General features: G+C 58.0%; 18 protein-coding genes. 6 read left to right on the forward strand and 12 right to left on the reverse strand.

All coding sequences use genetic code 11. The features are described from left to right. Positions 1-461: 461 nt before the first annotated feature. From CYR52_RS07805 to CYR52_RS07850, 10 genes are all read right to left on the reverse strand, one after another. Entirely contained in the window at positions 462-2,483 is a 2,022-nt protein-coding gene (locus CYR52_RS07805) for a DNA topoisomerase III (RefSeq protein WP_006777725.1), read from the reverse strand. A 15-nt stretch (positions 2,484-2,498) separates the two neighbouring features. Next, positions 2,499-3,053 carry a hypothetical protein gene (locus CYR52_RS07810; protein ID WP_006777724.1) on the reverse strand — a complete coding sequence of 185 codons (555 nt, stop codon included), beginning with the start codon at positions 3,051-3,053 and terminating at the stop codon, positions 2,499-2,501. 1 nt (position 3,054) lies between these two features. Continuing rightward, the gene (locus tag CYR52_RS07815; RefSeq protein ID WP_010615557.1) at positions 3,055-3,768 is read right to left on the reverse strand and encodes a PFL_4669 family integrating conjugative element protein; all 714 of its coding nucleotides are present in this window, start codon (positions 3,766-3,768) and stop codon (positions 3,055-3,057) included. A gap of 416 nt (positions 3,769-4,184) precedes the next feature. Next, positions 4,185-5,423: an STY4528 family pathogenicity island replication protein gene (locus tag CYR52_RS07820; protein WP_006777723.1), complete on the reverse strand. Its 1,239-nt coding sequence runs from the start codon at positions 5,421-5,423 to the stop codon at positions 4,185-4,187. Positions 5,424-5,522: 99 nt separating this feature from the next. Continuing rightward, positions 5,523-5,771: a ParE family toxin-like protein gene (locus CYR52_RS07825; protein ID WP_004115572.1), complete on the reverse strand. Its 249-nt coding sequence runs from the start codon at positions 5,769-5,771 to the stop codon at positions 5,523-5,525. Then, entirely contained in the window at positions 5,768-6,358 is a 591-nt protein-coding gene (locus CYR52_RS07830; protein ID WP_006777722.1) for a DUF2857 domain-containing protein, read from the reverse strand. Before CYR52_RS07830 ends, CYR52_RS07825 begins: the two co-directional genes overlap by 4 nt. Positions 6,359-6,364: 6 nt before the next feature. Further along, a complete protein-coding gene (locus CYR52_RS07835; RefSeq protein WP_006777721.1) occupies positions 6,365-7,075 on the reverse strand; it encodes a DUF2786 domain-containing protein in 711 nt (236 codons plus the stop codon). Continuing rightward, the gene (locus CYR52_RS07840) at positions 7,068-8,762 is read right to left on the reverse strand and encodes a ParB family protein (protein WP_006777719.1); all 1,695 of its coding nucleotides are present in this window, start codon (positions 8,760-8,762) and stop codon (positions 7,068-7,070) included. The genes CYR52_RS07835 and CYR52_RS07840 overlap by 8 nt, the downstream gene beginning before the upstream one ends. Further along, positions 8,759-10,129, reverse strand: coding sequence for an SPI-7-type island replicative DNA helicase (dnaB-PI, locus tag CYR52_RS07845; RefSeq protein ID WP_006777718.1), 1,371 nt, complete (start codon positions 10,127-10,129; stop codon positions 8,759-8,761). The genes CYR52_RS07840 and dnaB-PI overlap by 4 nt, the downstream gene beginning before the upstream one ends. Further along, complete coding sequence (locus CYR52_RS07850; protein ID WP_006777717.1) at positions 10,122-10,997, reverse strand: ParA family protein; 876 nt, start codon at positions 10,995-10,997, stop codon at positions 10,122-10,124. Before CYR52_RS07850 ends, dnaB-PI begins: the two co-directional genes overlap by 8 nt. A gap of 538 nt (positions 10,998-11,535) precedes the next feature. Between CYR52_RS07850 and yghU the strand changes: the two genes are divergently transcribed. Then, positions 11,536-12,402: a glutathione-dependent disulfide-bond oxidoreductase gene (yghU, locus tag CYR52_RS07860; RefSeq protein ID WP_072927324.1), complete on the forward strand. Its 867-nt coding sequence runs from the start codon at positions 11,536-11,538 to the stop codon at positions 12,400-12,402. A 45-nt stretch (positions 12,403-12,447) separates the two neighbouring features. Here yghU and yghX read toward each other — a convergent pair whose 3' ends face one another. Continuing rightward, positions 12,448-13,335, reverse strand: coding sequence for a YghX family hydrolase (yghX, locus tag CYR52_RS07865; RefSeq protein ID WP_072927409.1), 888 nt, complete (start codon positions 13,333-13,335; stop codon positions 12,448-12,450). A gap of 284 nt (positions 13,336-13,619) precedes the next feature. On the opposite strand from yghX, the gene aldA reads away from it, so the two are divergent. Then, the gene (gene aldA, locus CYR52_RS07870) at positions 13,620-15,059 is read left to right on the forward strand and encodes an aldehyde dehydrogenase (RefSeq protein ID WP_101828373.1); all 1,440 of its coding nucleotides are present in this window, start codon (positions 13,620-13,622) and stop codon (positions 15,057-15,059) included. 61 nt (positions 15,060-15,120) lie between these two features. Here aldA and CYR52_RS07875 read toward each other — a convergent pair whose 3' ends face one another. Continuing rightward, entirely contained in the window at positions 15,121-16,395 is a 1,275-nt protein-coding gene (locus tag CYR52_RS07875; RefSeq protein ID WP_072927320.1) for a Glu/Leu/Phe/Val family dehydrogenase, read from the reverse strand. 568 nt (positions 16,396-16,963) lie between these two features. On the opposite strand from CYR52_RS07875, the gene CYR52_RS07880 reads away from it, so the two are divergent. Genes CYR52_RS07880 through astB form a run of 4 tightly spaced genes read left to right on the forward strand, consistent with a single transcriptional unit; the run spans position 16,964 to position 22,050 of the window. Next, on the forward strand, positions 16,964-18,166 hold the full coding sequence (locus CYR52_RS07880) for a bifunctional succinylornithine transaminase/acetylornithine transaminase (protein ID WP_101828374.1): 1,203 nt from the start codon (positions 16,964-16,966) through the stop codon (positions 18,164-18,166). A gap of 21 nt (positions 18,167-18,187) precedes the next feature. Further along, positions 18,188-19,219 carry an arginine N-succinyltransferase gene (gene astA, locus CYR52_RS07885; protein WP_241506157.1) on the forward strand — a complete coding sequence of 344 codons (1,032 nt, stop codon included), beginning with the start codon at positions 18,188-18,190 and terminating at the stop codon, positions 19,217-19,219. Continuing rightward, positions 19,216-20,682 (forward strand): succinylglutamate-semialdehyde dehydrogenase, encoded by a 1,467-nt coding sequence (gene astD / locus CYR52_RS07890; RefSeq protein ID WP_072927316.1) that lies wholly within the window; start codon positions 19,216-19,218, stop codon positions 20,680-20,682. The genes astA and astD overlap by 4 nt, the downstream gene beginning before the upstream one ends. Positions 20,683-20,706: 24 nt before the next feature. After that, positions 20,707-22,050, forward strand: a complete 1,344-nt coding sequence (gene astB, locus CYR52_RS07895; RefSeq protein WP_101828375.1) for an N-succinylarginine dihydrolase — start codon at positions 20,707-20,709, stop codon at positions 22,048-22,050. Positions 22,051-22,055: the final 5 nt, after the last annotated feature.

Here is a 22,055-nt window from a genome sequence, read left to right on the forward strand (position 1 = left end):
AAGGTATCCTCTCTCAGGCTGCGAGGATTTTCCGGTCACCCGAAGGTGTTTCTCTCAGACCGGTGAAACGTTAGCTGGCAGTCACCCTAAGGCGTTTCTCTCAGACTGCTGAAACTTTAGCTGGCTGTGAAAAACAGCGGTAAGCACTGTTGATTTTTAAACCAAACAAGCCTGGTGTCAACCCATAAAACCAGAAATGAAAACGGCGCTGCATATGCAACGCCGTGGGGGCTGTACCAGACCTTAATGTATCTCACTACTCCGGGGATCCGTTCCCGACGCGATTTTCACGGAGCGCATGCGTCTTACAGTTCCTGCCAGATGTGCGATGGCAGACCGTCGTGCCGGTTGCCAGATTAATCCCGTTAAAGTTAAGCTGGCTGCCTCCGGCAAAGGGGTACATATCGAAGCGTAGTCACATTAGCAGAACCCGGCCCGGGGTTGTACAGTGAAATAACTCATCACTGTGCGGATGATTCTGTTTTTGTCCCTGATGCTGCTTTTTTGCGCTTTGTGGTCTTTTTCCCGTTGGTGTTAATAATACCTTTGCAGTCTGGGTAACGCACGCAACCCCAAAAATCTCCTTTCTTACCTTTGCGTTTACGTGTGGGCCCTTTGCATAACGGACAAGGGGGCGTGACGGGAGCGGTGATTTTCACACTGTCCTGGCGGCCTTTTTCGACAAGGTGACGGGTCCACTGCAGCTGCTTTTGCATAAAGACCGCAAGCGACATTTTCCCCTGCGAAATATCATCCAGTGCCTGCTCCCATAATGCGGTCATGCCCGGGCTCGTCAGCGTTTCCGGCAGGGCCGCAATCAGCTCCCGGGCCATCTGCGTTGAGTGGATGTGCTTCCCTTTTTTCTCCAGATAGTGTCGTTTGAAGAGGGTTTCGAGTACTGCCGCACGCGTCGCCTCTGTGCCCAGACCTGCGTTATCACGCAGCACTTTCTTGAGCTTCGGGTCACTGACGAAACTGGCCGCGTTCTTCATGGCAGCAATCAACGTCCCCTCCGTGAACGGTTTAGGCGGACTGGTTTTCATATCTTTAACCTCAGAACCGGTGACAGCGCAAATATCCCCTTTTGCCAGCGCCGGCAGCGCCATACTGTCACCGTCGACGTCCTCTTCATCGTCATCTTTTTCAGCCTGGAACAATGACTTCCAGCCCGTCACCACACCGACTTTCCCGCGTGTACGGAACAGCTGACCACCGATATTGAAAGACGCCTCCGTCACGTCAGATTCCTGCAGCGGAAGGAACTGGGCGAAATAATGCTGGCGAATCAGATGGTAGACCTTCAGCTCATCGGCGCTGAGGCGCGACAAATCAAATGCCTGTCGGGTGGGAATGATGGCATGGTGCGCGGTGATTTTCTTGTCATTCCAGACACGCGAGACAAACTTCCTGTCCAGCTGATTCAGTACCGGGGCCACAGCGGGATCGGATTTTGCCACTGCCGCCAGAACGTCGGGTATTTCCTGCTGCATCGAAGTTGGAAGGAAACCGCAATCTGTCCGGGGGTAGGTGGTCGCTTTGTGGGTTTCGTAGAGGGATTGGGCAATGGCGAGCACATCATTTGCGCCCATGCCGAACTTTCGGGAGCAGACCTGCTGAAGGGTGCCCAGGTCAAAACAGAGGGGGGCCGCCGTTTTTTCCCGCTTCTGTGTTACCTCCAGTACCACAGCCCTGCCCTGCTGCTGACACAACTGCCCCACCGCCCGGGCGGCCTGGGGATTGATGCAACGCTTTTCCTCATCACAGTACTGCTCAACGGGCACCCAGACTGCCCGGAACCGGACGCCCTCTTTTTCAATAAGCGCATGTACCTGCCACCAGGGCTTTGGCACGAAGGATGTGATTTCATTATCCCTGTTAACCACCATAGCAAGCGTCGGCGTCTGTACCCGCCCGACGGACAGCACTTCTGACACCCCTGAGTCACGGGCCTTAAGGGTATAAAGACGCGTCAGGTTCATGCCAATGAGCCAGTCCGCCTGGCTCCTGCCCTTGCCGGCATCATACAGCAGGGCTGTTTTTTCCCCCGGAAGAATACTGCTAAGTGCTTCCTTCACACTGGCCTCATCCAGGGCTGACAACCAGAGCCGGCGTACCGCGCCACTGTAGCGGCAGTATTCCATCAGCTCACGAGCGATCACCTCGCCCTCGCGGTCGGCATCGGTTGCGATGACCACTTCAGACGCCTTTTTGAGCAGCTTACTGATAACGGTGAACTGCGATTTTGTCTGCTCTTTAACGACCATTTTCCAGGCCTCAGGCAGCACAGGCAGAACATCGGCACGCCATGGCCTGCCATACTGCTCGCCATAGGCTTCAGGGCTGGCAGTTTCGAGTAAATGGCCGACCGCCCAGGTCACAACGATGTTACCGCCGCTGATAAATCCCTGCTCACGCTTGCTGATACCCAGCACGCGGGCAATATCCTTTGCCTGGGAGGGTTTTTCACACAGAAAGAGTTGCATGTGTTGCCTCCCGCATCAGCGTTTTTCACCCGCCGCAACAGCGCGGACATCATTCATCAGCTTCGTGACGCCGGACCCGGCCAGACGCTGTGATGATGATGAGCGATAGACAACATAGAGCCTGCTGCCGGACCCGTTTTTCTCGATTTCGATATCCAGGTGATCACGTCCGTTCCAGTCGGAGCCCATTTTGTAGTAGCTGCCCGGCATGGCGTCCCAGACGGGATGCGCATCATCTTCTGCCGCCGCTTTCCAGTCCCCGTCATTTGCGGCCTGCCGCAGTGCCTCAAGCTCCTGTGTGGAGATAAATTTGTAATGGCGCTTCAGGCGGGCCGCCGCGGTATCCACATCGACCGGCACGGAGAACGTTTTATCGACGGACTGCATGGCCTGTTGCCCCGCCGGGCTCATCAGCGGCATCCCGCCACTTTCTCCGCTGTCGTTGCCGCCTAACGTTTTTGTCAGGTTCGCAGCGGTATCGCTGACCTGTTTATTAATCGCAGCCCAGTCCGTTGTTGCGCATCCGCTCAGTAAAAAGAAGGAGGTGAGGAGGAACACAGGGCGAATCATATTATTTCTCCTCCTGAACGGCTTTTCTCAGAGGTGGAGAAAAGGAAGAGCGTTTCTTACCAGTAAGAATGTCAGTATCGGGCATGCCCAGTTTTTCTATTGCCTGTTGTGCTTCTTTAGTCTGGATTGCTATGTCAGCACGGTTAACCTTGACGGTTCGATAAAGGCGTAGCACACCATATACTTTTCTGATTAAGTGAGCGCAATGGCTCAGTAGTTCATCGCGACGGTTGCGGGATATGAGACCGTAATGAGCCGCCTGGAATGCTTTAAGGGCCATCTGGTCATATCCGACGAGTACCCATACACATCTGTAACCCAGCGGAGAACGACTGTATACGCCTATATTAAGTGGAGACGAGGAGGCAATGTCAGAAAATGAAACAGCAGGGGGAACTGATTTCAATATGACCTCAAGTTCTTCTACCCGGCTTTTGATATGTTCTCCAGCTTCATTCAAAAGCGTTTCAACCCTGAACATCGCCTCATCTGCCCATGGGTTATCTGCCAGGGAATCCTGATAAATAATTCCTGAGCGCTTAATAGCCTGGGGCATACTCATGATGGCATGCTTAACTTTCTTTACACCCTCCTTCGCCTGAGCCTGCGGGCGGCCTTCCCAGAGACGGATAGCATAGTTTGAGTGGATCTCGATTTTCAGGGAGGATGTGAGTCCGCCCGGTTTATCGCTTCGCGTTTCATTTTCAGTGGTCATGAAATCATCTCCTGTAAGATCCCGGTCAGGTTCGACCTGAGTCAGTGATACTCTTCAGGCAGGAGCTTGGGGACAACTAGAAACCAGATCCCTAATCTCGGAAATTCACTTATATGGCTTCATAGCGGGCTGGCTCAGGGCGTTGAAGTAGTCAGTTATATAGAATGACACCTCAAACTGCTTAAAAATCAAAAGATAAAATCCTTTCATGTTTTACTCAAACCAGACCCATACAGTGCTGTACATTTTTTATCCGCCGCTGCCACTCGCAGCACTGTTTGCTTTTTAACCACTGCTGCCACTCGCAGCACCGATTACTTTTTAACCACTGCTACCACTCGCAGCACCGATTGCTTTTTAACCACTGCTGCCACTCGCAGCGGTGGTTGTTTTTTAACCTCCGGTTCTAGAAGTAGCTATCTATCGTTTAGCTTTCTACGAATATCTCTAACCAAATTTCGTATGTTCTCTTCCGATACAGGATGGACAGAAGAACGTGGTTCTGGCTTCCACAGCTGTTGTTCAGGACGCTGAGCATTTTTTTGCACGGCACTCTCAGGCGAATCATCAGCCTGACGGGGCGCGTATAACCTGCCCTCACGGGCCTTTTTCATTACGGCCAGCAACCAGCCAACCGGGTTGCTGAGCTGCTGGCGTGCCATCACCTTTTGCAGGCTGAGCAGCACAAGTTGTGCCTGTTCTTCAGGCAGCGCCTGCAGCTGGGCGGTCAGCATGGCAATATCTTCTGCCGGCACAAGTTCATGCAAACTGTCGGGAAGCACAGGTTTACCCGGTACGTACGTATTTTTATTCACACTGTGTGTGATACTACGTACGTAATGGTTCGGTTTCCGAACCCGGTCATAACTGCCTGTTTTTACTGGCAGTACGGATTCCGAACTCAGTGAATTGTTGTATCTTTCTGGGCTGAGTTCGGTATCCGAACCCTGTTTTTTAGCGATGATTCCTGGCCGTTTATGACTGAGTTCGGTTTCCGAACCCGGTGCGGGACGGGGTATTCGGTGATGATGTTTCGCCATCTGGCTGGGCGTCTGTGGGCGGTCCAGACGCGATTCGATCAGCGCAAGATGGCTGCGATAATGGCGCATGGTGGGGTCGTTTTTTATATCGTCGAGCACTTCGCGGGCGGTCTGGCTGATAGTCCGGTTTTTACTCAGGCAGGCATCCGCCACCGTATCAAGGAAGCGGGGGTCGAGCGTTTCCGCATCGCTGAACGTCAGGGGCTCATCGTGCTGAGCATAGATATTCCCCCGCACCCGCCCTTTATCATCCCGCACGCGTTTACAGAGGCTGAGCCAGCCGGTTATTCGTAGCATAAGCAGGACGCGGCTTACCGTTTCCCTTGAGGCTTTCCCCTTTCCGGGTGAGGCAAGCTGCAGTTGCAGTTCGTCATAGCTGGGGAAAACTGCCCCCTCATTATTTTGTGCATACAGCCGGATCATCATCCAGCCCATCTTGTCCAGTGGTGACAACCGCGTGTCGAGCAACAGCCGGCGGGGAATGGAATCATGCACATTTCCGGTAAACAGCAGGCCGTTACGTATCCTGCCATCATCCCGCCGGGGTCTGGCCGCAAGGCGGGCATTCATTTTATCCAGCGTATAAGCAATCAGGCTTTCTGCAGGCAGACTCATTATTTTTCCTTTTCGGCCGCCATCACGGCCGTTCTGAACTGTCAGTATGCTTAGTAATGCACCCGCGTACGGGTGCAGGGTAAACAGGCTGTCATGCTGCTATTTCCGTATGGCGCTGTTATAGCGTTCGTGGCTGAGAAGAAGCCATGTCCGGCCTTCGTTGCGACTCAGCAAACGCCAGAACGGGCCGAGATCGATTTTGTAGTAACCGCAGCCTTTCTCATCGAGCCGGGTGTAATTACGCGCCCCCTGCCGGAAACGGCGAACCTGACGTAACGCCTTCTGACAGCATTGCGGCGGCGTACCATGGGGAGCCCGCAGGCCCGGCGCAACCATCCTGTATTTCATGCCGTCTTCCTTACCGGCGTTCGTGCCGGAGAAGGCTGCCGGGTTTTGTGCCAGCCGCGGACGGCATGCCAGACGGACGTCAGCGAGACGTTCATCTGTTCTGCAGCCAGCATCATTACGTCCAGCCCGTCAGCACTTTCCGCATCTTCAACGCCGGACTTTTGCCACTGACGCCACAGGGCGGCGTTTTCCTCATCACCCAGTGCGTTACCGCGCCCCGGCCGGACATCGATACCGGCAATACGACGGCGGGCCGCCACGTCCGTACTGGAGAGCCCGAAGTAATTGGCCATCAGTTCAATGGAGCCGCCCAGCGCCAGCGCCCGATCGATACGCTGGAGTCGTTTCTGTTCCGTCCGGGCCTGCTGCAGCATGCGCACCAGATTGCCGTGATTGATGCCCACACTGATGATCGACACCTCACTGCCGGAAAGGTAGTGAAGCTCTTCGAGCGAGAGCCCCTGCAGCATCTGCATTTCCTCGCGGTTCAGTCCCAGCGATTCGCAGCGGCGCAGATAGCCACTTCTGAGATCCATAACCAGCTGCATCAGCAATCCGTTGGCAGCCTGAGATAAACTGTTCATCATTCCCCCTTAATCCTGACGGTAACCAATGGCTGCCGGACCCCGGCCGCTGACACCATGATGAATACGGGCATTTTGTCCGGCTTCATACCCCTGATAACGTGCTGTATCCGCCCCGCGGCAGGCTTTCAGTTCACGGGTTGTGACTGTTTTCATACTGCGGCTTTCCAGCCAGTGGCTCATCACCTGCTCCTCCTCGCTGCTGATGTCAGTTGCCGATATCACCTCACGCACCCCACATACCCAGCCGTCACGGAACTGCTCCGCTCTCGCCCGGCGTGTGGCCAGTTTCAGCCGCTTACTCTGGGTTTTGAGATAAGAATTTGTGGCATCTTTCAGCTGGCGCGTCAGCACATCAAAGGCATAGGCTGCTATCTCAGGTTTTTCACTGAATCCGTAAAAGGTTACCGAACGGCGATACCCGGCAGAGGTCTGACGCCATGAGTAATAAGCGCGGCAGCCAAAGGCATGACAGACGCCCCGGACAAGGGTCACCATCCATTCCGGAACTTTTTCAGCATCCGAAGGGGCCGTGCGGGAAGACGCCTCGCGCACAGATGTAAGACTGGCGTCAAGCTCGCTGATACCGTATCTGGCCATCAGCTTCTGGGCACGCTGCAGGGCCAGTCCTGCCTCATGGGCATTACTGTTGCTGCGGCCCAGCTTCAGCAGTTTCCTGACAAGATTCAGCAGTCGCAACTGTCGCTGTGAGTTATTCATCACTGTTATCCTCCCCGTACGTCAGACCGCGTTGCAGCTCCCGAAGACGGCGCATAACGCGCATCAGGCGCAGCAGTTTCAGAGCATCTTCATCTGTCAGTGCAGGTGCTTCCCCCTCACCCGGGCCGCCGGTGAAAAGCTCCGGCAGACCACACACTCCTGCCGCAGGATGCAGCGCAGGCGCTTCGCCGGTCAGGCCCAGCAGAAATGCGGCGGCTTCAGAACACACCTCACCTGCCCCGACGTAACCGGCAGACATGTCATTGTCGCGTTGCGGAAGAATTTCATCTTCGCAGCCAAGGACCTCACCCAGCTCCCAGGCCAGACGAAAAGCGGTATTCTGCAGGTGTTCGATATCGTCCTGATGGGCCGGCACATGCCAGATGCTGTCATTAGTCACTGGCGCGTCATCCTGCAGGACAACTTCAGGTTCTGGTGTTAAAAGAGAAAGCAGGCCATCCTCCCCATTGTCCTCTTCTCCACCATTCTCTTCTCCGTACCCATCGGAGAGGGTAACCAGCCCGCTAACATCCCCGCTCTCACCTGAAATGACCGGCGCGGCACCGTACATATCTGGCTGAACCTCATGCCGGGGGGGCTGTTTATCCAGTTTTTCAGGTGGGGTATTATCCGGGGCGGGCGTTACCGGCTCTCCTGAGATTTCACGACGTGGACTGGAGAAAGGCTGCGCGACCTCAACAGACTTCTGCGCCGGTGTGGCCTGACCTGCAGAGTCAGCGGTGACGAGGCTGTTTACGGGAGGGATGGACACCGGTTCTGGATCGCCGAAGTGATGTCTGCGGTTACGTTCTTTAGGATCCAGTTCCATCATCCAGCGGTCATAATCCAGCTCCGGATGGGGCAGCGCATGCAGTAAATCACCAATTAATTCATCGCGAAACATCTCAAGAGACCACAGTTCCGGTGAGTTGAAACGGCCACAACACTGGCCAAAAACGTCGCTGAAGGATTTGTCGCCTGTGTCTGAAATCAGGCAAAACTCATCCCACACGCGTTCAGCATCATGCCGGAGCGCCAGCAGCGCCGTTATCTGAGGCCTGCCGAGCCCGGACTCAAGCAGGTCTGGGATCCACGGAAAAAGATATTTCAGTGCATCTTCCATACGGCTGATAGTTGAATTATGTACCGGCAGACCTTCACGGGTCAGAAGCTCTGACAACTGTCGTAAAGAGACTGGCTTTCCTAACTGCTCTTCATATATAGAGCGGGCTTTGTGGATCCCCTGCGCTTTTTCAATAAAACTCAGTTCCCCGCGCACTTCATTCTCTGCCAGATGGCCGATAACACACTGCAGCCGTCCCGGCCACGGCTTGAACAACACATGGACACGGAAAAAACGGTCTTCTCCGGTCTCCTGCCACAGTTCTGACAGGATCTGATAACGTGTATTACCACCGTCGCTGAAGATGTACATATCGGGCTCACCATCCGGGTCACGGGTGACTTTGGGTACGGTGTCCAGCCCGCGCGAACGGATGGAAGCCTTGATATCGTCATAACGCGGATTGCGTGATGTTCGCGGATTATCAGGATTCGGGCTTAACTGGTCGAGCGTCAGGACCATGGGCATTTCAGCCGCCGGCATGACGCTGATATTGCCGGCCGCCTGCGACTGGCGTCCGGGCTGCAGCATGGCAGCCCCCACATTAGAACTTTTACGGCTCATGCCTGTTTCCTCCCGCTGCGGTAACCGAAGTCATAGCTGCCTTCCTGAAACTCCGAAAAGAGGGTATAACGCCCGTCAAATTTGACTTTCACCGTGCCGGTTGGCCCCTGCCGCTGCTTGCCGACAATGATCTCAGCCACCCCGGCATCAGGAGTGCCGGGGTTATAAACCTCATCCCGGTAAATAAACATGATGAGGTCTGCATCCTGCTCAAGCGCACCAGAGTCACGCAGGTCACCATTATTAGGGCGTTTATCGGCCCGCTGCTCCACCAGGCGGTTGAGCTGGGAAAGCGCCAGTACCGGACAGCCCAGCTCTTTACCGAGCGCCTTAAGCGAGCGGGAAATTTCCGCTATTTCCTGCGTGCGGTTTTCCTGCTCGGGGGAGCGGACAAGCTGCAGATAGTCCAGCATGATGAGAGAGGGTCTGCCGTATTTGCGGACATAGCGACGGGCGCGGGCGCGCAGTGTAGCCGGGGTCTGGTAGCTGGTATCATCAATGATCAGACGGTTTTTCCATTCAATAATGCGACCGGTAGCCGCTGACACGCGAGCCCAGTCTTCATCATCCATGTTGCCGCTGCGAAGCCGGGACAGTTCCACCCGGCCTTCCATCGCCAGCAGGCGCATCATCAGCTGCTCTGAGGGCATTTCAAGACTGAACACAAAGACGTGATCGTCAGGTTTTGCGCCCACGGCCGCGGTGCAGGCGGCCATGGCCAGCGACGTTTTTCCCATGGAAGGACGGGCGGCCAGCAGGGCCAGATCGCCGGGCTGGAGACCACAGGTCATCGCGTCCAGTTCACTGAAACCGGTCGGTGTGCCGGTGAGGCCGTCACTGGCGGACATACTTTCCAGATGCGTCAGCAGTTTATCCAGCGCCTCGTTAACGCCGGTCTCACTGTTGAGCTGCATGGCTCCCTGTTCGGCAATGTTAAACAGCTTACCTTCGGCCGACTCAAGGATGCCGGCCGAGCTGGCTTTCGGGGCCTGCACATCGGAAAGAAGACTGTTACCCACTGTCATCAGCTGCCGCAGGCGGCTTTTCTCCGCCACCACGCCGGCGTAAGCAAGGATATTGGCTGCAGACGGCGTGTTTTTACTCATTTCAGCCAGATAAGCAAAGCCGCCACACTGTTCAAGGTCGCCTTTGTTCTCCAGCCGTTCCGTAATAGTGATGAGATCGAGCGGTAGCCCTTCTCCGGCCAGCTCGGCCATGACGCGGAAGACCATACGGTGCGGCCGGGAAAACAAATCTTCCGGGGAGATTTGCAGTATCACCTCATCCCACCGGTCGTTATCAAGCATCAGTCCGCCCAGTACGGCCTGCTCAGCCTCATAAGAGCAGGGCATCATCATCTCAGACATGACGCACCTCCCGGGTCAGAACGTCACTGAAATGGCTCTGCCACTCAGGGAACAGTTCACACGCGAGGTCGTGCATGGTGACGGCTGCGGCCGGACCTTTGCGGCGTGTTTTGTATTCCAGACGATGCACGGGCTGCTGCTTGACGTGCCCCAGTTTGAAAATATCCAGCGCCTCGATACGGGTATTGAGTAAACGATAAACGTCACGGTTGCCCAGCGCAGAGGCGTCGTAATGTTTTTCGTTAATGATGGCGGCAAGACCGTCCATTGCTTCACGGTCAAGCAGAGTGTTTTCGATACAGTTGACGAGAATGGAAATATCAGGAAGGCGGATACCGTAATTTTCATAGGTTTTCAGGCGGGTAAGCATGTGAAGGGAGCCGCGGATAAATTCACGGACATCCGGAAGGATGGGTTTAACAACGCCCATCACATTACCGGTAGAGGACAGGAGGGAAAGCTCAGTCATAACGCCTGTTGCGCCTTTAGAATCCACAATAATGGCGTCATAACGGTTAAAGAAAGGATGCTGAAGTATGTTACGCAGGCGAAGACGGCCATCTGCAGCGTGGAGCATCGCGGTCGGCAACAGTTCGTCCGGGTCGTTTGAGTAGATGACATCGAGATTTTTTATGGCGGTCTGCGAAATGCATTGCGTATGGTCACTGACCATCTGCATCAACAATTCATAGAGACCGAATGGGGATTCATGCTCCAGCGCGAAGATACTGCTGGCTGTGGGCTGGGAATAGTCTGCATCCACAAGAAGGGTATTCAGGCCAGCATCGGCAAGAAAACCGGCAAGGTAAGCAGCAAACGTGGATTTGCCTTCTCCACCTTTGGGAGAGATAACGGGAAGTATTGTCATTTTGCACATCCAAAACAATGGTTTGGATGTATGCGTTAGCGATTATTCACATCTCTGTAACACAAAGGCAAAAAATTTAACTTTCCGGCAATGGGATTGAAAATCCCCGTGTCCTTGGTTCGATTCCGAGTCCGGGCACCATCATTCAGAAAACCCGCCTTATGGCGGGTTTTTGCTTTTGGAGAAACCGGACTCTCCATCGAACAACGTTCGATGATTCGGGCTTCGCCCTCCCCCCTCCGGGGCCAGCGCGGCCAGCGCGGCAAGCGCGCTGTGCAACATGCCTGCGGCATGTTGTCCGAGTCCGGGCACCATCATTCAGAAAACCCAGCCAATGGCTGGGTTTTTGCTTTTCTGCATCCGGACTCTCCATCGAACAACGTTCGATGATTCGGGCTTTGCCCTCACCCGCAAACAAAGCCACACCAGCCGCATGGCCTTTGGCTTTTTCTGCCTTATCCCTGCCTGCCCCTTTCCCTTTGTCACACTTCCGCGCCATTATCGTTATTCCTATTGCTCAGCAGAAGGCAGACCCATTATGTCGGAAAACAGTTATCAGCCCCCGAAAGTCTGGACCTGGAACCAAAGTGACGCCGGGACGTTCTCGAACATTAACCGGCCGATCGCCGGGCCAACCCATGAGAAAACGCTGCCGGTGGGCAACCACCCGTTGCAGCTCTACTCACTGGGCACGCCGAACGGCCAGAAGGTGACGATCCTGCTGGAAGAGTTGCTGGCGCTGGGGGCCACCGGTGCAGAGTATGACGCACACCTGATCCGCATTAACGAAGGTGACCAGTTCTCCAGCGGCTTTGTGGCGGTGAACCCTAACTCCAAGATCCCGGCGCTGTTTGACCACTCGGCTACCCCGCCGGTGCGTGTGTTTGAGTCGGGCGCGATCCTGCTCTACCTGGCGGAGAAATTCGGGCAGTTCATCCCTGACGATCACGCAGGCCGTACCGAAACCCTGAACTGGCTGTTCTGGCTGCAAGGCTCTGCGCCCTATCTGGGCGGCGGCTTCGGGCACTTCTACAACTATGCGCCGGTGAAAATTGAATACGCCATTAACCGCTTCACGATGGAAGCCAAGCGCCAGCTGGATGTGCTCAACCGGCAACTGGCTGACCACCGCTTTATTGCCGGGGAAGAGTATTCGATTGCCGATATCGCCATCTGGCCGTGGTACGGCTGCCTGGTGAAGGGCGCGTTGTATAACGCTGCCGAGTTCCTGGATGTGAGCGCTTACCCGCATGTCCTGCGCTGGGCTGAGGAAATCGCTGAGCGCCCGGCGGTGAAGCGCGGCCGCATGGTCAACCGCACCTGGGGCGAGCCGTCTGAACAGTTGCATGAACGCCACGACGCATCCGATTTTGAGCTGCGCACCGAAGATAAGCGCAACCCGTAATCCGCCCCGCGTTAATGGGGCCGGTGCGGCACCGGCCCCCGTGGATCACGCCAGGTATTTTCTGAACCAGTCAATCGTCCTTGTCCAGGCCAGCTCTGCGGCCGCTTTGTCATAACGCGGCGTGGAGTCATTGTGGAAGCCGTGGTTCACACCAGGGTAGACATAGCCCTCATAGGTTTTATGGTTAGCCTTCAGCGCCGCCTCATAGGCGGGCCAGCCCTCGTTGATGCGGGTATCCAGCTCGCCAAAATGCAGTAACAGCGGCGCCTTGATGCGCGGCACATCCTCGGTTTTCGGCTGCCGCCCATAGAACGGCACCGCCGCGCCCAGTTCCGGGTAAGCCACCGCCGCCGCATTCGCCACCCCGCCGCCGTAACAGAAGCCGGTGATGCCCACTTTTCCGGTGGTCGCTTCGTGGTGCATCAGGAACTCGATCGCCGCAAAGAAATCGTTCATCAGCTTAGTCGGGTCAACCTGCTGTTGCAGCTCCCGCCCCTTCTCATCATTGCCGGGGTAACCGCCCACCGAACTTAGCCCGTCCGGTGCCAGGGCGATAAAACCGGCTTTTGCCACGCGCCGCGCCACGTCTTCAATGTAGGGGTTCAGCCCGCGGTTTTCATGCACCACCACCACTGCCGGTACCTTCGCAGCCGCTTTGGCCGGTTTGACAAAATAGCCCTTTACGCTGCCGTGCCCGTTGGGTGACGGGTAATGGAGATATTCCGGCAGGATGTCAGGGTCGGTGAACTCCACCTGCTGCGCAAAGGCGTAGTTGGGCGTCAGCAACGTGCCGAGCGCCACGGCGGACAGCCCGCCCACCACAAATTTTGACGCCAGGTCGAGAAATTCACGTTTGCTGATTTTGCCGTGCACGTAGAAATCGAAGTATTCGAGAAGCTCAGGCGGGAAATCTTTTGCGGTCAGTCTGTTCATGGCGTGGCCCTTTTCATCAGTGATGGGTGAAATAATGACCTGTGATAGCACATTTTTCCTGCTTGCTGGGGTTTATCACTCTGCTGCACCGCGCCTGGGCGGCCCCTGTGTTTCAAATCTGCTACGCCGGTCATGCCGATCTGCGGATTTTTGCCACCTGTAAGGGGCAAATGGCAGCCAGATGAAGGTGATTTCTTTCCGGGTGCGTCATGTTGGCATCCAAATAACAGAAACCTCTCTGTTTATTAACATGACGATAAAATATTGTTTACGGAGATCCTGCCATGTCCCCAGTTCAGCAACAGATGTACATCAACGGCCAGTTTGTTGAGAACCGCAGCGATAAGTGGATTGAGGTGATAAACCCCGCTACCGAAGAGGTGCTCTCCCTGGTGCCGGAAGGCAGTGCCGAGGATGCACGCCGCGCCATTGACGCCGCCGACGCCGCCCAACCGGCCTGGGAAGCCCTGCCTGCCGTGGAGCGCGGCAACTGGCTGATTAAAATCGCCGCCGGGATCCGTCGCCGCGAGCCGGAACTCACCGCCACCATCGTGGCTGAGGGCGGCAAAACCCAGGCGCTGGCGCAGACTGAAGTGCTGTTCACCGCCGACTATCTGGAGTACATGGCCGGCTGGGCGCGCCGTTATGAAGGGGAGATCGTGCAGAGCGATCGCCCGAATGAAAATATCCTGGTGTTCAAGAAAGCGATTGGCGTCACCACCGGCATTCTGCCGTGGAACTTCCCGTTCTTCCTGATTGCCCGTAAAGCCGCCCCGGCGCTGGTGACCGGCAACACCATTGTGATCAAACCCAGCGAACTGACGCCGAATAATGCGGTGATCTTCGCTGAAATTGTGGATGAAGTCGGTTTACCGGCCGGGGTGTTCAACGTAGTCACGGGTTACGGCCCGGTGGTCGGGCAGGAACTGGCCGCCAACCCGAAAGTCGGTATGGTCAGCCTGACCGGCAGCGTCAATGCCGGGATCGCCACCATGCAGGCGGCGGCGAATAATGTCACCAAAGTGTCGCTGGAGCTGGGCGGCAAAGCCCCGGCGATTGTGATGAACGACGCCGATCTCGATCTGGCGGTGAAAGCGATCGTCAGTTCCCGCGTGATCAACACCGGGCAGGTGTGTAACTGCGCCGAGCGCCTCTATGTGCAGGAAGGGGTGTATGACGAATTCGTGGCACGCCTGACGGAGGCGTTCCGCCAGGTGAAAGTGGGCGACCCGGCAGAGCAGGCGACGCTGGACATGGGGCCGCTGATCACCCAGGCCGCGCTGGAGCGCGTTGAGCAAAAAGTGGCGAAAGCCGTGGAACAGGGTGCAAAAGTCGAGATTGGCGGTAAACGCATCGGCGATCGCGGCTTCTTCTATGAGCCGACGCTGCTGACCGGCGTGCGTGCCGATATGGCGGTAATGAAAGAGGAAACCTTCGGCCCGGTGCTGCCGGTCATGGCGTTTTCCACGCTGGATGAAGCCATCGCCCTGGCGAATGACAGCGAATATGGCCTGACCTCGTCGATCTTTACCCGTGACTTGAACGTCACCATGAAGGCGTTAAAAGGGCTGAAGTTCGGCGAAACCTACGTAAACCGTGAGAACTTTGAAGCGATGCAGGGGTTCCATGCGGGCTGGCGTAAATCCGGCGTGGGTGGGGCGGATGGCCGCCACGGGCTGGAAGAGTACCTGCAAACCCATGTGGCCTATTTACAGTATGAATAAGCGCAGTACGGATAAAAAATAAGGCACGGCACGGGCGGGAACGCGCCCGTGCCGTTGCGGCTTAACCGGGGTAAATACCGCGATCTTTACGCGCCATCAGGATACGTTCACAGGCCACAATGTAGGCCGCGGTGCGCAGGCTGCACCCCTTCTCTACCGCCTTCTCCCAGACGTGCACCATCGCATCGGTCATGATCTTGTCCATGCGCACGTTGATCTCCTCTTCACTCCAGAAGAAGCTGGCCATGTCCTGCACCCACTCAAAGTAACTCACGGTCACGCCGCCGGCGTTACAGACCACGTCCGGCACCACGGTAACGCCGCGCGCTTTCAGGATGTCATCCGCTTCCGGGTAAGTCGGGCCGTTTGCCCCTTCCAGCACCAGTTTGCAGCGCAGTTTTTCTGCCCGCTCACGGGTGATCTGCCCTTCCAGCGCGGCCGGGATGAAGATGTCCATCTCCACTGACCAGAAGGCTTCGCTGTCGATCTCCTTCGCACCGGGGAACCCGGCGATCTGCTTGTGTTTGTGCTGCCAGTCGCTCAGCGCATGCAGGTCAAGGCCGTTGGCGTTGAACAGCGTCGCGGTATGGTCCTGCACCGCCACCACGCGCGCGCCTGCTTCCACAAACAGACGGGCCGCTTCACTGCCGACGTTACCAAAGCCCTGCACCGCCACATTCGCCCCTTCGATGCCGATGCCCGCGCGGCGCGCCACTTCTTTGCCGGTCACGAACACACCGCGGCCGGTGGCTTTCTCACGCCCCAGCGACCCGCCCAGGTGGATCGGTTTGCCGGTCACCACGCCGGTGATGGTGGTGCCGTGGTTCATGGAATAGGTGTCCATCATCCACGCCATGACTTTCGGGTTGGTGCCGACGTCCGGCGCGGGGATGTCTTTCTGCGGCCCGATAATCAGCCCAATCTCACTGGTGTAACGGCGCGTCAGGCGCTCCAGCTCACCGTCTGACAATGAGAACGGATCGACGCGGATGCCGCCCTTCGCGCCGCCATACGGCAGGTTGACCGCCGCACACTTGATGGTCATCCAGGCGGAGAGCGCCATCACTTCATTCAGATCCACATCCGGGTGGTAGCGGATGCCGCCTTTGCCCGGCCCGCGTGACAGGTTGTGTTGAACGCGGAACCCTTCGAAGTGGCGGATGGTGCCGTCATCCATCTGGAGCGGGATGTCGACAATCAGGGCGCGCTTGGGGTGGCGCAGGGTATCAATCCAGCGTGACAGGTCGCCGAGGTAGGGTGCGACGCGATCAATTTGTTGCAGGTAAGTGGACCAGGCTGATGTGCTGCTTTCAGACACGTAAGATAGCTTTTCCATGACAAACCTTTTTAAACAAAGTTATTTGTATTGTTAAACCGTGGAAGTGACCTGCATATCACTATGCGCTTTTACTCTAGCACCAAAAAATAACCGGGAAATGGTTAATTCAGCGGCCTTCTTTTTTTTCGGGCGGTTTATTTCCTTTCGGGATGAATAATTAATTAGCTTTTTGCACTCCCATAGGGAAAGCATTTTTATGCACTTTTTATGCAATCAAAGTGCATAAAGCGTGAATTTTTCCGATTTATCAGAAGCTTGAATGTGATCAAAAAGTGAATTTTTTGTCGGAAAGTGTGTTGACAATGTTATGGCGCACCGCCAGCATTGAGGTCAATCACTGACCGGCCCCCTGCCGTTCCAGCACGATAATCCGGGGTAAAATCCCTTTATTTCTATCATGTTAACCATGTAAGGCCGCCCCACACCTGCCGTTTATCGGCCGGGAGGGATGTTAAAAAACGCATCCGGGCGTAAACAACAGGTTTCCGCATTCAACAGGAATTTTCCCTTAGCAATTAAGGGGCGGGATGGCTTTGTCTAAAAAAAGATAACGGGAGAAAATGTTATGGCTGAGATAATTGCACGCGACTGGTTTGATCATTATATGGTGCCCTGTTTTGCCCCCGCGCCGTTTATTCCGGTCAGGGCGGCCGGTTCCCGCGTCTGGGATCAGGCGGGCAAAGAGTATATTGATCTGGCCGGCGGCATTGCCGTGAACTCCCTCGGCCACGCCAACGCCGACCTCACCGCCGCGCTGGTGGAGCAGGCCGGGAAACTCTGGCACATCGGTAACGGCTACACCAACGAACCGGTGCTGCGGCTGGCGAAACGGCTGGTTGACGCCACCTTCGCCGACAAAGTCTTCTTCTGTAACTCCGGCGCGGAAGCCAACGAGGCAGCGCTGAAGCTGGCACGCAAATATGCCCATGACCACCACGGCGCGCATAAGCATGAAATCATTGCGTTTACCAATTCGTTCCACGGCCGCACGCTGTTTACTGTCACGGTAGGCGGACAGCCGAAGTACTCCGCAGATTATGCCCCGCTGCCGCCAGGCATCACTCACCTGCCCTACAATGATCTTAAGGCCGTCGAACAGCAGATCTCGGACAACACCTGCGCGGTGATCGTCGAGCCGGTGGTGGGCGAAGGTGGCGTGATCCCGGCCGATCCGGCCTTCCTCAAAGGGCTGCGCGCGCTGTGTGATAAACACCAGGCGACGCTGATTTTTGATGAGGTGCAGACCGGCGCCGGGCGCACCGGCACACTCTACGCCTACCAGGCTTACGGCGTCGAGCCGGACATCCTGACCAGCGCCAAAGGGCTGGGCGGCGGTTTCCCGATTGGCGCCATGCTGGCCAAAGAGGCGTGGGCGCAGGTGTTCCAGCCCGGCACGCACGGCACCACGTTCGGCGGCAACCCGCTGGCGGCCACCGTGGCGGACAAAGTGCTCTCGCTGCTGGATGCAACGCTGTTGCAGGGGGTACGTGAGCGCCACGACATGATTGTCAGCCGCCTGGAGCAGCTGAATGCGCGTTACAGGCTGTTCAGCGCGATACGCGGCAAAGGGCTGCTGATTGGCGCAGCGCTGGCGGAACCCTGGCACGGCAAGGCCAAAACCCTGACCAACCTGGCCGCCGAAGAGGGCTTGATTGCGCTTATCGCCGGGCCGGATGTGCTGCGGTTCGCCCCGGCGCTGGACATCAGCCCGGCAGAGCTGGACGACGGCTTCGCCCGGCTGGAACGCGCCATTGCCCGGTTTGTCTGAGACGTTGAGGAGCCTGCCATGATGCTGTTTCGCCCGGTCAGAGAGACTGACCTGAACGATATCCTCGACCTTTCCGCCCGTGCGGGCGTGGGGTTGACCTCGCTGCCCAATAACCCTGACCGCCTGCGCGCCCGGATTACGCGCAGCCTCGAGACGTTTGCCGGGCTGCGCCCCAAATCACAACAGGGGTTCCTGTTTGTGCTGGAGGATACCGAGCTTGCAAAAGTGGTCGGCGTCAGCGCCATTGAGGTGGCTGTGGGGCTGGATGAGCCGTTCTACAATTTCCGCATCCAGCGTACGGTGCGCGCCTCGCGTGAGCTGGGGGTCTATAAAAACCTCGACACCCTCTACCTGAGTTATGACCACACCGGCCACAGTGAACTCTGCACCCTGTTCCTTGACCCGGCCTACCAGCGCAACCGCAACGGGCTGTTTCTCTCCAAGGCGCGTTTCCTGTTTATTGCCGCGTTCCGCGAGTTCTTCTCCTCGCACCTGTTCGCCGAACTGCGCGGCGTGGTGGACAACGGCGGCCGCTCGGCGTTCTGGGACGCGCTCGGCCACCACTTTTTCGAGATCCCCTTTGCCGAGGCGGATTACCTCACCGGCATCGGCTCCAAAACCTTTATCGCCGAGCTGATGCCCTCCTACCCGATCTACATCTCGCTGCTGCCGGAACCGGCGCAACAGGTGATCGGCCAGGTGCACCCGCAAACCGCCCCGGCACGCGCCATCCTGGAAAAAGAGGGGCTGATGTGGCGCGGTTCGGTGGACATTTTTGACGCCGGGCCGGTGCTGGAGGGCGAGACGGACGCCATCCGCGCGGTGCGTGCCAGCCGGGTGCTGCCGGTGCGCCACCGCGATCCGGCAACCGGGGGCGGTGCGCTCTGCATCGTCGCCAACCAGCATTTTGAGGATTTCCGCGCCCTGCTGATTGAGGCCGATGCCGACGCCGCGGCGCTGGATCTCACCGGCCCGATGATTGACGCGCTGCACCTGGCCGACGGCGATGCCGCCCGGCTGGTCAGCCTACTGCCTGAGGAACTGCCCGCATGACGCACGCTGCACACTTTATCCAGGGAACCTGGCAACCGGGCAGCGGCCCGCGTTTCAGCAAGTTCTCCCCCAATGACCAACAGGTGCTCTGGCAGGCGCACAGCGCCGGGGCGAAAGAGGTACAGGCCGCCTGCCGCGCCGCCCGCGAGGCATTTTACGGCTGGTCGCACCGCCCTGCTGACCAGCGCATCGCGATGGTTGAGCGCTTCGCCGCGTTGCTGGCTGACCACAAAGAGGCGCTGGCGCGGCTGATTAGCCAGGAAACCAGCAAACCGCTGTGGGAAACGCGCACCGAGGTGCAGGCGATGATCGGCAAGGCCGCGATCTCCATTGAGGCCTGGCAGACCCGTACCGGCGAGCGCGAAACCCCGATGCCGGACGGCAAAGCGCTGCTGCGCCACAAACCGCACGGCGTGATGGCGGTGTTCGGCCCCTACAACTTCCCCGGCCACCTGCCCAACGGTCACATCATCCCGGCGCTGATCGCCGGCAATACGCTGGTGTTCAAGCCGAGTGAACTGACCCCGGCCACCGCCGAACTGACGGTGCGGCTGTGGCAACAGGCCGGGCTGCCGGACGGCGTGCTGAACCTGGTTCAGGGCGGGAAAGAGACCGGCAAAGCCCTGCTGGAAGACGCTGAGATCGACGGCGTGCTGTTCACCGGCAGCGCCGCGGCCGGGTTCCATTTCCACCGTTACCTGGCCGGCCAGCCGGAAAAAATGCTGGCGCTGGAGATGGGCGGCAACAACGCGTTGATCGTGGACGGTGTGGACGATCTGGACGCGGCGGTGCATGTGATTATCCAGTCCGCCTTTATCTCCGCCGGGCAGCGCTGCACCTGCGCCCGCCGCCTGCTGGTGAAAGCGGGGCCGGAAGGCGATGCGCTGATCGCCCGGCTGGTGGAGGTGAGCCGCCGGATCGAGGTCGGCCACTGGAACGCAGAGCCGCAGCCGTTTATCGGCGGGGTGATCTCGTTGCAGGCGGCGGAGTCGATGTTGCAGGCGCAACAGCAGTTGCAGGCACTCGGCGGCCGGTCGCTGCTGGAGCTGACCCAGCCGGACGCCAACGCCACGCTGCTGACGCCGGGGATTATCGACGTCACCGGGCTTGAGGTACCGGATGAGGAGTATTTCGGCCCGCTGCTGTCGGTGTCGCGTTACACCACCTTTGACGAGGCGATCCGCCTGGCCAACGCCACGCGCTACGGGCTGGCGATCGGGTTGATCTCGCCCGATCCGGCCCGCTTCGCCCAACTGGCGGATGACGCCCGCGCCGGGATCGTCAACTGGAACAAGCCGCTGACCGGTGCCTCCAGTAACGCGCCATTCGGCGGCGTCGGGGCCTCCGGCAACCACCGGCCCAGTGCTTATTACGCGGCTGACTACTGCGCCTGGCCGATGGCCTCGCTGGTCAGTGACGCGCCGGTACTGCCGGCGGCACTCAATCCCGGTTTGAAATTCTGATCCGCCACCATGCAGAGGGTTGTTATGTCTGGTTATGAAGCAAATTTCGATGGCCTGGTCGGCCCGACACACCACTATGCCGGTCTGTCGGTGGGCAACGAGGCGTCACTGAACAACAAAGATGGCGTCTCCAACCCGCGTAAGGCGGCGTTGCAGGGGCTGGAAAAAATGAAAGCGCTGGCGGATGCCGGGTTTGTGCAGGGCGTGTTGCCGCCGCACCCGCGCCCGAATGTCACGGCGCTGCGGGCGCTCGGCTTTTGCGGCAGCGATGAGCAGATGCTGCAACAGGCGGCGGCCTACTCGCCGCAACTGCTCTCCACGCTCGGCTCCGCGTCAGCGATGTGGACGGCCAACGCCGCCACTGTCTCCCCGTCGGCAGACAGCGCTGATGGCCGCGTGCATTTCACCGTCGCCAACCTGAACAATAAACTGCACCGGTCGCTGGAAGCGCCCACTACCTCAGCGATCCTGCGCGCCACCTTTGCCGACGACGCGCACTTCTGCCACCACTCTGCGCTGCCGCAGCATGGCGATTTCGGTGATGAAGGGGCCGCCAACCATAACCGTTTTGGTGGGGACTACGCGACGCCGGGCGTACAGATGTTTGTCTACGGCCGCCGTGCCTTCGGCTCCGGCCTGCAACCGCAGCGTTACCCGGCGCGCCAGACGCGTGAGGCGAGCGAGGCGGTGGCGCGGCTGCACCAGCTCAACCCGGAACGGACGCTGTTTGTTCAACAACATCCGGCAGCCATCGACAGCGGCGTGTTCCACAACGACGTGATTGCCGTCAGCAACAAAAACGTGCTGTTCCACCACCAGCGGGCGTTTGTCGATCAGCCTGCGGTGCTGCGCACGTTAAATGAAAAAATGGCGGCGCTGGGGCAGGATTTCATCAGCCTGGAAGTGCCGGAAGCGCGCGTCAGCCTGGCGGATGCCGTGGCCTCCTACCTGTTCAACAGCCAGCTGCTGAGCAAGCCGGACGGCAAAATGCTGCTGGTGGTGCCGGAGGAGTGCCGCCAGCGGGAGAACGTCTGGGCCTATCTGAACGAACTCACCACGGCGGCCGGTTCGCCGGTCAATGAGGTGCGGGTGTTTGACCTGCGGGAGAGTATGCGCAACGGCGGCGGCCCGGCCTGCCTGCGGCTGCGGGTGGTACTGAACGACGCAGAGCGCGCCGCCGTGAACCCCGGCAGCCTGCTGGATGAGGCACTCTACCAGCGGCTGACGGCGTGGGTGAACACCCACTACCGCGACCGGCTGCTGCCCGGCGACATGGCCGACCCGCAGTTGCTGCGCGAGGTGTATGTGGCGCTGGATGAGCTGTCGCAGATTCTGCGCCTCGGCACCGTCTATGATTTTCAGCGCTGAGGGGG

The sequence above is a fragment of the Chimaeribacter arupi genome (assembly GCF_002858805.1).
Taxonomy (GTDB): domain Bacteria; phylum Pseudomonadota; class Gammaproteobacteria; order Enterobacterales; family Enterobacteriaceae; genus Chimaeribacter; species Chimaeribacter arupi.